This window comes from Pseudomonas sp. ADAK13 (assembly GCF_012935715.1).
Taxonomy (GTDB): domain Bacteria; phylum Pseudomonadota; class Gammaproteobacteria; order Pseudomonadales; family Pseudomonadaceae; genus Aquipseudomonas.
Map to the genome: position 1 here is coordinate 1,851,752 of NZ_CP052860.1, position 14,693 is coordinate 1,866,444.

Below are 14,693 nucleotides of genomic sequence, written 5' to 3' on the forward strand. Positions count from 1 at the left end.
CTTACGCCTTGTGGTAACCAGTCACACGCTCAACTTCTTCCTTCGAACCCAGAAACACCGCCACACGCTGGTGCAGGCCTTCGGGCTGGATGTCGAGGATGCGCTGGTGGCCGTCGGTGGACGCACCGCCCGCCTGCTCAACCAGGAACGACATCGGGTTGGCTTCGTACATCAGGCGCAGTTTGCCCGGCTTGGACGGCTCGCGGCTGTCACGTGGGTACATGAACAGGCCACCACGGGTCAGGATGCGGTGCACGTCGGCAACCATCGCAGCCACCCAGCGCATGTTGAAGTTCTTCTTCAACGGGCCTTCTTCGCCTTCCATCAACTCGTTCACGTAGCGCTGTACCGGCGCTTCCCAGTGACGCTGGTTGGACATGTTGATGGCGAATTCCTGGGTGCTCGCCGGGATGGAGATGTCTTCGTGGGTCAGCACGAAGCTGCCCATTTCACGGTCCAGGGTGAAGCCCTTGACGCCGTCGCCCAGGGTCAGCACCAGCATGGTTTGCGGGCCGTAGATCGCATAACCGGCAGCGACCTGCTCGGTGCCTGGCTGCAGGAAGGCCTTTTCGTTCAGGGCTTCGTTCTGGCTCAGGTATTCGCTCGGGCAACGCAGTACCGAGAAGATGGTGCCGACCGGTGCGTTGATGTCGATGTTCGACGAACCGTCCAGCGGGTCGAATACCAACAGGTACGCGCCTTTCGGGTACTTGCCCGGGATCTGGTAGGCATTGTCCATTTCTTCGGACGCCATGCCGGCCAGGTGGCCGCCCCATTCGTTGGCTTCGAGCAGGATTTCGTTGGAAATCACGTCGAGCTTCTTCTGCACTTCGCCTTGTACGTTTTCAGTGCCCATGCTGCCCAGGACGCCGCCCAGCGCGCCTTTGGAGACGGCGTGGCTGATTTCCTTGCAAGCACGCGCCACCACTTCGATAAGGAAGCGCAGATCGGCAGGCGTGTTGTTGCTGCGGGTCTGCTCGATCAAATAGCGACTCAGGGTAACGCGGGACATGGAAGGCTCCGGAAATGGGGGGCTAAAAACCCGCGCAGTTTAACGCGAGTCGGGGCGTATTTCCTCATATGAGAGGATTTAAACCCAATAGAGTTCATGGACTTTATTTAACGTGCCACCGGCGGCTTGCGCAGCAAACTGTAGGCCATGGCGCCCAACGCCGCCACACCGAGCAGCAGCACGGCCCAAAGACCGAGCTTTTTCCAGTTCGGCCCGGCATCAATAGGCGCCGCAACCGCGGGCGATGTCACCACCACCGCCCCCGCCGCCTTGGCCTGCCCAAGCCCTGCGAGGCGTTCGACGCTGTAATCCGGGATCAACGTCGACAGCGGCAAGTTCGCCCCCTTCACCGACGGGTTGCCCAAGGCCAGGATGAACGGCGGCTCGCCCCGTGCCAGGAACACCAACTGCGTGGCGCGCACTGCAAAGCTCAAGGTCGGCGCCTCCACTCCCAGGCCACCGCCACGTTCGTCCACGTCGAGCTTGAGTTGCGCAACGGCGTGGCCCGGCAGCTGCAATTCGTTCTGTAAAACGTCCTGGCCATTTTGCGTCAGCCGGTAGAGCAAACCGCTGCTCAAGGGCTGCCAGGCCTGACTGCTTTCCCGACGCCCCGACAAGGTGACTGGCGCGAGGCTGTTGGGTTGGCTCAAGTCGATGCGCAAACGTTCGACGTTCAGCGCATTGGGCAACTGCCAGCTGTATTCGCCCGCCTTGAGACGGGTACCCGACAGTGGCTGCGACCACACCAGCGGCAACGGCAAGCTATGGGCACTGACGCTCTCCAACTGCGCCGACGTCAGCGCCGGTGCGGCCTGGCCTTTCCACAGCAGGCGCAGATAACGCGCCGATTGCCCTGGCAAACTCACTTCATGCTGCTCGACGCGCTCATCGGCAAACGACAGCCGCGCCACCTGCCCTTCGCCCCACGAGCGCCAGTGCTGCAAGTCGTCGCTGGCTTCGATGCTGAAGCGCTGGAAGCCGTCGCGCTCGCTGGTCCAGTCGAGGATCAGCTGCTGCAACGGCGCCTTGATCCCGCTGGCATCGAGCAACCAGCCGCGCAGCACTTCTTCGCCCGCTTCCAGCTGGCTCGGCGGCTGCACCTGCACCAACGTGCCGGTGGAAGTGGATTGCACGCGCACACTGGGCACGGCTTCAGCGGAGTCGGCCGCGGCGTACAGCGGGAACCACTTCACGTTGGACAGGCTGCGGCTTTCGGTGCTTTGCGCCGACTGCCGCGCCAGCGCGTAGGCCTGGGGCTCGCCGGCGGCGTTGAACACCCGTACATCACTCAGGTCGGCCTGGCGGGCACTCAATTGCACCGCCAGCGGCAGTTCCAGGCGGTACCACGGGCCTTCGCCGCTGACTGTCAGCGGCACCCGCGTGGTGAAATCGGCCGGGGTTTCCTGGGCCAAGGCCGAACACGTTGTGCACAACCCCAACAGCGCCACACTCAGCTTGCCCATCAAGAGACCACTCCTTCAGATTCAACCACCGGTTCGGCACGCTTGGGTGGCAGCGGGGCGAAATAGCCCACCACCAGCAACAGCCCGCCCACACCGATAAACGATACGATCCGCGCCAGCCCGCCACGGTTGCTCAGTTCGACGAAGAACAATTTGGCGACCACCACCGCAATCAACACCGCACCGATCAGCCACACCTCACGCCGATGCCGCAGATGCCCACCGATCATCAGGCTCAGGGCAATCAGGGTCCAGACAATCGACAGCCCGGCCTGTACCAGCATCGATTCCAGCAACGCATCCAGATGGAACGGCACCCCGCCCCAATGGTGAGCCGTGCGCATCACCAGGGCGGTGAAGAAGGCGAACAACGACACTCCGGCGACTGCTTGGGCGATCAGCTCGGCGCGTGGCCCGCGCTGGGGTGCGGCGCTGCGGGACCACAGGTACACACCCAGCAGCGCGAACAGCAATCCAATATCCAGCGGGTTAAGCAGCGGCACATACGGCAGCGGCTCGGCGGTGCCGTCGCTGAAGATGTTCGCCAGCCAGAACCAGCCCAGCATCAACACCGCCAGAGGCAACGCGGCATATAACCGGTACTCGCGCGGGTACGCCGACACCGGCCACGGCCAACTGCGCGGCACAGCGGCCAGTACCAGGTACAGGCTCGGCAGAATCGCCCACCCCAGCCAGCGCCAGGCGTTGTATTCCTCGGACAGCAGCAACAGGCCGTAGCGCAGCTCCAGCGCCAGCACGCCAATCAGCAGCCAGCAGCCGAGCACGTGCGCAGCGCTGAGGGCTTTCTCCGGGATGACCAAGGCCAGGCGCCGCAGTGACAAGAAGTGCACCGTAAACACCGCCACCCACGCCAGCCACGCGAAATTCGCCGCCGGGTGATAACGCGAGCCCCACGAGCCCAGCAACACCACGCCCGCCGCCGGCATCAACAGCGTGCACAACAAGCCCAGCGACGGCCATTGCAGGCGCCGGGCCAACACCGCCCAGATCGCCACACTCACGGCCGCCACCGCCAGCAGCCAGGTGCCTTGCAGCATCGGTGGCGCAAAACGCAGCACTTCGCTGACCAAAGCCAACGTCCACCAGGCCGCGCCCCACACCAGCAGCACGTCGGACAGCCGCTGCAAACTCAACGCCTCGAACACCGGCGCATGAGGCCGGCGCTGCAAACGCCAGGCACCGATCAGCGCCGCCAGCCCGAGCACCATCGGCGTCCAGAAACCGCTATGGCCCAAAGGACGCAAGCCTTCGCGGGTCAGTGGCCCGAGCAAGTCCGGCACCGCGATCAGGAACGAAGCGCCACCGATGATTTGCAGCAACAACCCGAAGACAAAACTGACCCGCTGCTGCAGGTAGAGACTCAGCCAGATAATCAACAAACCACTGGCCGCCCACACGCCACTGGCGGTCTCCCACGGCAGCACGAACAGCACCGCGAGGTTGATCAGCACCAACCCGGCCAACAGCACCACCGACAGGCCGCGCAACAACCGCACATCGCTGCGCACCATGCTGTCCCGCGCCGCCAGCAGCATGCCGCCGATCAAGGCCAGGCCAATCAGCGATGCGGTGAGCAGCCCGCTCCAGCCGGCACTGAACACGGCGCCGGAATCAGCGCCCGCCTGAAGGCGCACCAGGAACAGCGCGCCACCGAGCAATTGCACGGCAAACGCAGTAAAGAGGAACGTGCGCGAGCCGATGCGCAGGCCGACCAGCAAGGTCGCAAGGCCGGCAATTGCCCAACTGATGGCCGTGCCTTGGGTCAACAGCAGCAACGGCGCCAGCAGGTACAGGAAGCCCAGGCCGACACTGGCCAATACCGGCAAACCACGACGCTCCCACTGCGCCGACTGCTCAGCCGGTGCCTTGCGCAGTTGGTGGAAACTGAACAGCAAGGCCGCGCCCAGCAACAGAGCGCCCAGCGGTGCGCCATCCAATAGACGGGTGTCACCAACCCGCAACTCGCTGAGGAACGCGAGCGCCGAGCCGACTTGCAACAGCAAGCCAAACGCCCGCGCCAAAGGCCGCTGCTGGCGCAAGCCGAGCCAGAAAATCCCGGCGCCTTCCACGGCCCAGGCCGCCGCCGTCCAGCGCGCGTCGAGGCCCAAGGGAATTGCCAGGCTGGCAAAGATCACACCCAATGCCAGGCTGGTTTCCGCCAGCAGCAAGGCGCGCCCGCCACTCAGCAAACGGGCCAGGCTCATGTAGATAATGCCCAGGGCCAGCGCACTGAACGCAGCGGCAAACTCCAGGTGCTGCACCAGCGCAAACTGCAAACCGAAGCCCACCAGCGGCGGACCGAACAGCAGGCTGCCGTCGACGTAATCGCCCTTGGCCGCTGACCAGCGCAACAGTGCGCCACGGCTGTCATCGTCCGGCGCGTCGCTCATCTCCAACAGCTTGCGCCGGGCGAACAACAGGCCAATGCCGAGGTACATCAGGAAAAACAGAATCAGGAAAGGCTCGGTGCTCCACAGCAGTTCCGGCGTGTAGGAACGCAGGCCCCAGGCGAAGCCGATACCGAAAGTGCCGACAAAACCGATCAGGTTGAGCAGACGCCAGGCCTTGAACCAGGCGATGGCGAGGATGCCCGCGTTCAGCAGCGCGAAATAGCTGAACAGCGCCACATGGTTACCGGCGCCGGTGGACGTGAGGATCGGTGCCGCAAAACCGCCGAGGGCAGCGGCGCAAGCCAGGCCGAGGGCGTCCTGGGTAATTGCCAGAATCGCCGAAAACACCGTGACCGCCACCAGCAACCCCAGTGCGGCGCCGGGATCGAGCAGCGGGTGCAGGCGCATGGCAGCGAACACTGTCAGGTAGAGCACGGCGATGCCGGTGCCTTGCAGCATCAACCCGTAATTGCTGTTACGCAGCCGCAGCCACCAACCCAGGCCCAGCAAGGCCAACGCACAACCGGCAACGCCCGCATAACGCAGCTCGATCGGCACCACTATGCCTTCAGTGGCGTACCGCAGCAGGAAGGCCAGGCCAAGGAACAGCAGCACCACGCCGACCCGCAGCACGGTGTTGCCGCCGAACAGCCAGTTGCGTGCGCCGCTGATGGCGCGCTCGATGAAGTTGGGGCCACGAGGTATCGCAGGCGCGGCAGGTTGCTCAGGAATGCGTTCGCTCGGCTCAGCCCGCCAGACGTCAGCCGGCAATGGCTGGCTGGGCTCGGCCGCTACCGTTGCGTACGCAGGTTCCAATTCGGCGGGTAATTCCCAGACGAGTTCAGGCGACGCCGTTACCGGCGGCGGCGCTTCGACAAGGATCGGTTCGGGAATTTCAACGGCAGCGGGCCTTTCCAGCAAGGCCAGGCGTTGCTCAACGACTTTCAGGGCGTTGCGGGCAGACTCCAGCTGACGGCCTTGCTCCTCCGTACGCGAGGCGAGCATCGACAGGCGGATCGCCTGGCCAATGCCCAAGCCGAGCAGCGCACCAATGCCCGCATCACTGAACGACTCGTCGAGCGTCCAGCCGAGCACCAGGCCAATCAGCATGAAAATCCATTGCATGGTCGATATCCCTAAGCAAACCGAGACCTAGTATATCGACACGGGCCCCATGTGGCAGCGGGACTTGCTGTGGTGAGCGGGCTTGCCCTCTCACCACAGCAAGCCCCCTCCCACATTTTGTATTGCGGTGTCTAATCCAACGCTTTCCAGATCTCCGTCGCGTATTCGCGGATGGTCCGGTCCGACGAGAACCAGCCCATGCGCGCGGTGTTGAGCACCGCCGAGCGCCACCATTCCTTGGAATCGTGCCAGTGCGCCTCGACCCGCGCTTGGGCATCCCAGTAGGAATCGAAGTCGGCACAGACCAGGAAGCGGTCGTAGTCGATCAGCGAGTCCACCAACCCGGCATAACGGCCCGGATCATCCGGCGAGAACACACCGCCGCGAATCGCTTGCAGCACATCGTTCAAACGATGGGACGCGGCGATTTCCGGCCCGGCATTGAACTCACCGGCGTGTTTGCGCGCTTCTACCTGCTGGGCGCTGAGGCCGAAGATGAACATGTGGTCGGCACCCACGCGCTCGTGCATCTCGACGTTGGCACCGTCCATGGTGCCGATAGTCAGCGCGCCGTTAAGGCCGAATTTCATGTTACTGGTGCCGGACGCTTCAAACCCGGCGGTGGAAATCTGCTCCGACAGGTCGGCCGCCGGAATGATGCTTTCCGCCAGGCTGACGTTGTAGTTGGGCAGGAACACCACCTTGAGCAACCCGCGCACCGTCGGGTCGTTGTTGACGGTACGGGCGATGTCGTTGGTCAGCTTGATGATCAACTTGGCCTGGTGATAACTGGCCGCCGCCTTGCCGGCGAAGATCTTCACCCGAGGGACCCAGTCGGTGCCCGGCTCGGCACGAATCGCCTGGTACAACGCGACGGTGTGCAGCAGGTTCAACAGCTGGCGCTTGTACTCGTGGATCCGCTTGACCTGCACATCAAACATCGCCGCCGGGTTGACCGAAATCCCCAGGCGCTCGTGAATGATGTCGGCCAGTGCGCGTTTGCTGTGCAGGCGCTGTTCGGCGAAGGCCTTGCGGAAGGCTTGCTTCTCGGCAAACGGTTCCAGGTCCACCAGGCGCTGCTCGGGGTTATCCAGTACGTCCGGACCCAGGGCTTCCACCAGCATCGCGGTGAGTTTGGGGTTGGCCTGGTACAGCCAGCGGCGGAAGGTAATGCCGTTGGTTTTGTTATTGATGCGGTCCGGGTAGAGCTTGTGCAGTTCGGAGAACACCGTGCTGCGCATCAGTTGGGTATGCAGGCCGGACACGCCGTTGACGCTGTGGGAACCGAGGAACGCCAGGTTGCCCATGCGCACGCGGCGGCCGTTGTCTTCCTCGATCAGCGACACGGCGCGCAGCACGTCGAAGTCATGGATGCCCTTGGCCCGCAGCGAGTCGATATGTTGAGCGTTGATCAGGTAGATGATCTGCATGTGCCGTGGCAGCATGCGTTCCATCAAGCCCACCGGCCAGGTCTCCAGCGCCTCGGGCAGCAAGGTGTGGTTGGTGTACGAAAGGGTCTCGACGGTGACATCCCAGGCGGCATCCCACGGGATATCGTGCAGGTCCACCAACTGGCGCATCAACTCGGCCACCGCGATCGACGGGTGCGTGTCGTTGAGCTGGATGGCCGCGTGTTCGCCCAGGCTCAGGACCGAGCCGTGCATGTTTTTGTGGCGACGCAGCAAATCCTGCAACGAGGCGGAGACGAAGAAGTATTCCTGGCGCAGGCGCAGTTCCTGCCCTGCTTCGGTGCTGTCGGCCGGGTAAAGCACCCGGGAGATGCTTTCGGCACGGGCCACTTCGGCGACGGCACCCAGGTGGTCGCCGGCGTTGAAGCGCTCCAGGTGCAGGTCTTCGACGGCCCGGGCACGCCACAGGCGCAAGGTGTTGACGCTGGCGCCGCGCCAGCCGACCACCGGAGTGTCGTAGGCTACCGCACGCACGGTTTCATTCGGCGACCAGACCTGGATCGACTTGCCGGACGCGTCCAGCAGGGTTTCCACGCCGCCGCCAAAGCCGATCGGGTAGATCACTTCGGCGCGCTCGAATTCCCACGGGTTGCCGAAATCCAGCCAGCGCTCGGTTTGCTCCTGCTGCCAGCCATCGACAATCGCCTGGCGGAACAGCCCGTGCTCATAACGAATGCCATAACCGTGGCCGGCAATGCCCAGGGTCGACATGCTTTCCATAAAGCATGCAGCCAGGCGGCCAAGGCCACCGTTGCCCAGGGCCGCGTCGGGCTCCAGCAGGCGAATGCGCTCCATGTCCACGCCCAGCTCGCTCATGGCCTCACGGGCCACGTCCAGCAGGCCGAGGTTGCTCAGGCTGTCGTAGAGCAGACGGCCGATCAGGAATTCCAGCGAGAGGTAATAGACCCGCTTCTGCCCCTTGCGGTAGATGTGCCGCGTGTGGTCCATCCAGTGGTCGACCATATGGTCGCGGGCGGCCAGTGCAATGGCTTCGAACCAGTCGTGGTCGAAGGCGTGATCGGGGTCCTTGCCCACCGCATAGGTAAGTTTGGTCAAGACGGCATCGCGAAATGCGGCTACCTCTGCTTCTCGTACAAGCGGTTCCTGAGACATCGATGCGACCTCGGGCGAGATAGAAGGAGTTGCTAGAGCCTAGACGGTCTGACAGACCGTAGACGCTCTGGTTCGGCAGTTTTTTAACTCATTCACCTTTGCGGGAATTTGATGCAGGGGCCGTGCCCGTTTGTTGCCCGACACTGCCTTCGAGCTGAAACCCGGAAGATATTGTTCAAAAAAACACCAATTCCGGTATGATCCCGCGCCGGATAACACCCCTCTTGGAAACCTGATGAAGCCTCAACTGATCGCCGCCGCGGAACTCGACCGTCTCGAGACCTGGCAGAAATACTCAAGCCACATGTGTGGCGGCTGTGTGTCGAGCTGCTGCACCCTGCCGGTTGAGGTGAAGATCAAGGACCTGATCCGTATCGGCATCGTCGATGAGTTCGAGCGTGGCGACCCGCCGAAGAACATCGCCAAGCGCTTGCAGAAAGAAGGCATCGTCGAGCGCTTCAACGCCAAATCCGAGATCTTTACCCTGCAGCGCATGAGCAACAACGATTGCCTGTACCTGGATCGTAAGAGCCGCTTCTGCACTATTTATGACAAGCGCCCGGATACTTGCCGCAATCACCCGAAAATCGGACCGCGCCCAGGGTATTGCGCGTACAAGCCGAAGGAAGTGGTGCGCGAGACCAACTTCAAGACCCTCGACAAGTTCTGATCCAGATTTTTGTGGGGCCTTGAGGGCCCTATCGCAGGCAAGCCAGCTCCCACAGTTGAATGTGTTCACATATCAAAATGTGGGAGCCGGGCTTGCCCGCGATGAGGCCGTCGCAGCCACTACAGCTATTGCAGGCATAAAAAAACGCCCCCGGCCTTTCGACCGGGGGCGTTTTTCATTCAGCCTGAGTTAACTCAGTTCTTGGCTTTCTTGGCAGCGCGGGTACGCTCGCCTTCGTCCAGGATCTTCTTACGCAGGCGGATCGACTTAGGCGTAACTTCGCACAGCTCGTCGTCCTGGATGAATTCCAGGGCCTGTTCCAGGGTGAAGCGAACAGGTGGAACCAGAGCAATGGTTTCGTCCTTGCCCGAAGCACGCATGTTGTCGAGCTTCTTGCCTTTGGTTGGGTTGACGCCCATGTCGTTGTCACGGCTGTTCAGACCAACGATCTGACCGTTGTAGATCTCTTGACCGTGCTCAACGAACAGCTTGCCACGCGCCTGGAGGGTTTCCAGGGAGTAGGTCAGCGCCTTGCCGGTTTCTACCGATACCAGAACACCGTTCTGACGACCGGACATGTCGCCGGACTTCATGGTGTCGTAGCGATCGAAGATCGAGGTCAGGATGCCAGCGCCGTTGGTCAGGGTCAGGAACTGGTTACGGAAACCGATCAGACCACGAGCAGGGATGTTGTATTCCAGACGCACACGGCCTTTGCCATCCGGCACCATGTTGGTCAGGTCGCCCTTACGCAGGCCCATCTCTTCCATGACCTTGCCCTGGGATTCTTCAGGGGTGTCGATGGTAACGTTTTCAAACGGTTCCTGCTTCACGCCGTCAACCTGACGGATGATCACTTCAGGACGACCGACGCCCATTTCGAAGCCTTCGCGACGCATGGTTTCGATCAGTACCGAGAGGTGCAGCTCACCACGGCCGGAAACCTTGAACTTGTCAGCCGAGTCGCCTTCTTCAACGCGCAGAGCAACGTTGTACAGCAGCTCTTTGTCCAGACGTTCCTTGATGTTACGGGAAGTCACGAACTTGCCTTCTTTACCGCAGAAAGGCGAGTCGTTTACCTGGAAGGTCATGGAAACGGTTGGCTCGTCAACGGTCAGAGGCTTCATCGCCTCGACGTTGTCCGGCTGGCACAGGGTGTCGGAGATGAACAGCGAGTCCATACCGCTCACGCACACGATGTCACCGGCAAACGCTTCTTCAACGTCGATACGGTGCAGACCGTGGTGACCCATCAGCTTCAGGATACGGCCGTTGCGTTTCTTGCCGTCGGCGCCGATGGCGACAACCGGAGTGTTCGGCTTGACGCTGCCACGAGCGATACGGCCAACACCGATAACACCCAGGAAGCTGTTGTAGTCCAGTGCCGAGATTTGCATCTGGAACGGGCCTTCACGGTCAACTTTCGGCGCCGGTACGTTGTCGACGATCGACTGGTACAGCGGGGTCATGTCTTCAGCCATGTCGGTGTGTTCCAGACCGGCAATGCCGTTCAGGGCCGAGGCGTAGACGACTTTGAAGTCCAGCTGTTCTTCGGTGGCACCCAGGTTGTCGAACAGGTCGAAGATCTGGTCCAGAACCCAGTCCGGACGCGCGCCTGGACGGTCAACCTTGTTGATGCACACGATCGGACGCAGGCCGGCTTCGAAAGCCTTCTTGGTCACGAAACGGGTTTGCGGCATAGGGCCGTCTTGAGCGTCAACCAGCAGCAGAACGGAGTCAACCATCGACATTACGCGTTCAACTTCGCCGCCGAAGTCGGCGTGGCCCGGGGTGTCCACGATGTTGATGTGGTAGCCGTTCCAGTTGATGGCGGTGTTTTTCGCCAGAATGGTAATACCGCGCTCTTTCTCCTGGTCGTTGGAGTCCATCACGCGCTCGTCGTTGAGCTCGTTGCGCTCCAGGGTGCCGGATTGACGCAAGAGTTTGTCTACCAGGGTGGTCTTACCATGGTCAACGTGGGCAATGATGGCGATGTTGCGTAGATTTTCGATCACTTGTGTATCTCGATCAGAGGATTCGGTGTGCTGACAGGTCGTGGCAGCGATTAACAGTAGAGTCAGGCCTTGCCGTTACAGCTTGACGGCAGAGTCGGGGGGCCGGTGACGCAGGCCACAGGCAAACAGCCCCGGGCTCTTAGCTCGGTCGATAAACGCGCACATTGGCATGCCCCTCACTGAGCAAATGGTGGGCATGCAGGCGACTCATCACGCCTTTGTCGCAATACAACAGGTACTGACGGCTGTCATCCAGTTCCTTGAAACGCGCATTCAATGCATAGAACGGCAGCGTTTGTACGTCGATGCCAGCGATTTCCAGCGGCTCATCTTCAGCGGCATCCGGGTGACGGATGTCGATGATGATCTGACCGGCCAGAGCCTCGCTGACTTCTTCGATCTGCAAATCCTGGCCCAATTCGTCGATAACCCGATCGATCGGCACCAGTTTGGCGTTCTCCAGCGCACGCTCGAGAACCGCCATGTCGAACTGTTGTTCTTCGTACTCCACGCGGTTGCGCTTGGCGTGGGTCTTGGGGTTCACCGAGATGACCCCGCAATATTCCGGCATGTGCTTGGCGAAATCCGCCGTGCCGATCTGGGTCGCCAGGTCGATGATGTCTTGCTTGTGACTGGCGATCAGCGGGCGCAATACCAGCTTCTCGGTCACAGAGTCGATCAACGACAGGTTCGGCAGGGTCTGGCTGGACACCTGGGAAATCGCTTCACCGGTCACCAGTGCGTCGATTTCCAGCCGATCCGCGATTCGGGACGCAGCGCGCAACATCATACGCTTCAATACTACGCCCATATGACTGTTATCGACTTTCCCGAGAATTTCTCCCAGGACTTCCTCGAACGGTACGCTGACAAAGAGCACCCGTTGCGAGCTGCCGTACTTCTTCCAGATGTAATGCGCGACTTCCATCACGCCCAATTCGTGTGCACGCCCGCCCAGGTTAAAGAAGCAGAAGTGGCTCATCAGCCCGCGGCGCATGATCTGGTAGGCCGCAACGGTGGAATCGAAACCGCCGGACATCAATACCAGGGTCTGTTCCAGGGCGCCCAGCGGGTAGCCGCCGATGCTGTCGTGCTGGCTGTGGATCACAAACAACCGTTGGTCGCGAATTTCCATCCGCACTTCAATTTGCGGCTCTTTCAGGGAAATTCCGGCTGCGCCGCACTCGCGACGCAGCTTGCTGCCAACGTATTTCTCGACATCCATGGAGCTGAACGGATGCTTGCCGGCACGTTTGCAACGCACCGAAAACACCTTGCCTGCCAGCACATCACCGTAGTGCTGTTTGCACTTTTCGGTGATGTCGTCGAAGTCGCCCAGCGGGTACTCGTCGACTTGCAGGAAATGCGCGATGCCCGGCACGCAGCTCAGGCGCTCGGTCATGTCCTTCAAGGCCTTGGGGTCGGTCAGGCGGGTTTCCAGCTCGAGATTGTCCCACACACCGTTCACCACCACAGCCGGGTCCAGATCGCGGAGCACGGCACGGATGTTCTTGGCCAATTGACGGATGAAACGCATCCGTACCGGTCGGCTCTTGATGGTGATCTCGGGGAAGACTTTAACGATTAATTTCATGAAAACAGCGCGCGCAGGCCCAGCCGAAAAAGGGGGGCGCGGATTATAGCGGAAATCGCTCAAGGTTTAACCAGTTAATATGCAATCGACCTTTCGCGCACCAAAACGGGTCATTAATGAAAAATCACGCTACATTGCGGTGCGCAATTTATTCCGTTTCAGCGGATTGCACCTTTATAGGGGCGTTTTTGTGGCAAAAAACCCATGTCGGGGCACTGGCATGCAATTTGCTCTCTTGTGAGGCAGGTTGCCTTGGTCGAGTATTCGCGCCGGCATCACCCACATTCTAAGGGCTAACTCCACTACCCCAGCCCGAAGCCACCCGGAGGACACTATGTCGAAGTCGGTTCAACTCATCAAAGATCATGACGTCAAATGGATTGATCTGCGCTTCACGGACACAAAAGGCACTCAGCACCACGTGACCATGCCGGCTCGCGACGCGCTGGATGACGCCTTCTTCGAAGAAGGCAAAATGTTCGACGGCTCCTCCATTGCCGGCTGGAAAGGCATCGAAGCTTCCGACATGATCCTGATGCCGGACGACAGCACCGCCGTACTCGACCCGTTCACCGAAGACCCAACGCTGATCATCGTCTGCGACGTGATCGAGCCTTCGACCATGCAAGGCTACGACCGTGACCCACGTGCGATCGCCAAGCGTGCCGAGGAATACCTGAAGTCGACCGGTATCGGCGACACCGTATTCGTAGGTCCGGAACCAGAATTCTTCATCTTTGATTCGGTCAAGTTCAAGTCCGACATCTCTGGCTCCATGTTCAAAATCTTCTCCGAACAAGGTTCGTGGATGTCCGACCAGGACGTGGAAGGCGGCAACAAAGGCCACCGTCCAGGTATCAAAGGCGGCTACTTCCCGGTTCCTCCGTTCGACCACGACCACGAAATCCGTACCTCCATGTGCAACGCCATGGAAGAAATGGGCCTGGTCATCGAAGTTCACCACCACGAAGTGGCGACTGCCGGCCAGAACGAAATCGGTGTGAAATTCAACACCCTGGTGGCCAAGGCTGACGAAGTTCAGACCCTGAAGTACTGCGTACACAACGTGGCTGATGCCTACGGCCGTACCGCTACCTTCATGCCTAAGCCTCTGTACGGCGATAACGGTTCGGGTATGCACGTTCACCTGTCCATCGCCAAAGAAGGCAAGAACACCTTCGCTGGCGAAGGTTATGCCGGCCTGTCCGACACTGCCCTGTACTTCATCGGCGGTATCATCAAGCACGGTAAGGCCCTGAACGGCTTCACCAACCCGTCGACCAACTCCTACAAGCGTCTGGTCCCAGGTTTCGAAGCTCCAGTGATGCTGGCTTACTCGGCTCGCAACCGTTCCGCTTCGATCCGTATTCCTTACGTGTCCAGCCCTCGCGCTCGCCGTATCGAAGCCCGCTTCCCGGATCCGGCAGCCAACCCGTACCTGGCCTTCGCTGCCCTGGTAATGGCCGGCCTGGACGGTATCCAGAACAAGATCCACCCTGGCGACGCCGCCGACAAAAACTTGTACGACCTGCCGCCTGAAGAGGCCAAAGAGATCCCACAAGTGTGCGGCAGCCTGAAAGAAGCCCTGGAAGAGCTGGACAAGGGCCGTGCGTTCCTGACCAAAGGCGGCGTGTTCAGCGACGACTTTATCGATGCCTACATCGCCCTGAAAAGCGAAGAAGAAATCAAGGTCCGCACCTTCGTACACCCACTGGAATACGAGCTGTACTACAGCTGCTGATCCGGTAGCGCTGCTTAACGTGGCGTGATGAAAAAGGCCTCCTTCGGGAGGTCTTTTTTTGCCCGCAAAACCCTGTGGAA

At 60.8% G+C, this 14,693-nt stretch carries 8 protein-coding genes; 2 read left to right on the top strand and 6 right to left on the bottom strand.

Translation table 11 applies throughout. The features are described from left to right. Window position 1 precedes the first annotated feature (1 nt). The 4 genes from HKK54_RS08725 to HKK54_RS08740 all read right to left on the bottom strand — a co-directional run bounded on the left by HKK54_RS08725 (window position 2) and on the right by HKK54_RS08740 (window position 8,593). Window positions 2-1,012 carry a class 1 fructose-bisphosphatase gene (locus HKK54_RS08725; protein WP_010169114.1) on the bottom strand — a complete coding sequence of 337 codons (1,011 nt, stop codon included), beginning with the start codon at window positions 1,010-1,012 and terminating at the stop codon, window positions 2-4. 107 nt (window positions 1,013-1,119) lie between these two features. Continuing rightward, entirely contained in the window at window positions 1,120-2,475 is a 1,356-nt protein-coding gene (locus HKK54_RS08730; RefSeq protein ID WP_169386582.1) for a DUF3999 domain-containing protein, read from the bottom strand. Next, window positions 2,475-6,011 carry a DUF2339 domain-containing protein gene (locus tag HKK54_RS08735; RefSeq protein WP_169386583.1) on the bottom strand — a complete coding sequence of 1,179 codons (3,537 nt, stop codon included), beginning with the start codon at window positions 6,009-6,011 and terminating at the stop codon, window positions 2,475-2,477. The genes HKK54_RS08730 and HKK54_RS08735 overlap by 1 nt, the downstream gene beginning before the upstream one ends. A gap of 131 nt (window positions 6,012-6,142) precedes the next feature. Beyond that, window positions 6,143-8,593 (bottom strand): glycogen/starch/alpha-glucan phosphorylase, encoded by a 2,451-nt coding sequence (locus tag HKK54_RS08740; protein WP_010169111.1) that lies wholly within the window; start codon window positions 8,591-8,593, stop codon window positions 6,143-6,145. A 235-nt stretch (window positions 8,594-8,828) separates the two neighbouring features. Here HKK54_RS08740 and HKK54_RS08745 point away from each other — a divergent pair, with 235 nt between their 5' ends. Continuing rightward, window positions 8,829-9,263, top strand: a complete 435-nt coding sequence (locus HKK54_RS08745; protein ID WP_010169110.1) for a YkgJ family cysteine cluster protein — start codon at window positions 8,829-8,831, stop codon at window positions 9,261-9,263. Between the two features lie 194 nt (window positions 9,264-9,457). On the opposite strand, the gene typA is transcribed toward HKK54_RS08745, so the two are convergent. Then, a complete protein-coding gene (typA, locus tag HKK54_RS08750) occupies window positions 9,458-11,278 on the bottom strand; it encodes a translational GTPase TypA (protein WP_003217997.1) in 1,821 nt (606 codons plus the stop codon). A 139-nt stretch (window positions 11,279-11,417) separates the two neighbouring features. Then, window positions 11,418-12,872 (bottom strand): tRNA uracil 4-sulfurtransferase ThiI, encoded by a 1,455-nt coding sequence (gene thiI, locus HKK54_RS08755; protein ID WP_023659343.1) that lies wholly within the window; start codon window positions 12,870-12,872, stop codon window positions 11,418-11,420. A 334-nt stretch (window positions 12,873-13,206) separates the two neighbouring features. On the opposite strand from thiI, the gene glnA reads away from it, so the two are divergent. After that, window positions 13,207-14,613, top strand: coding sequence for a glutamate--ammonia ligase (glnA, locus tag HKK54_RS08760; protein WP_003217999.1), 1,407 nt, complete (start codon window positions 13,207-13,209; stop codon window positions 14,611-14,613). Window positions 14,614-14,693 lie beyond the last annotated feature (80 nt).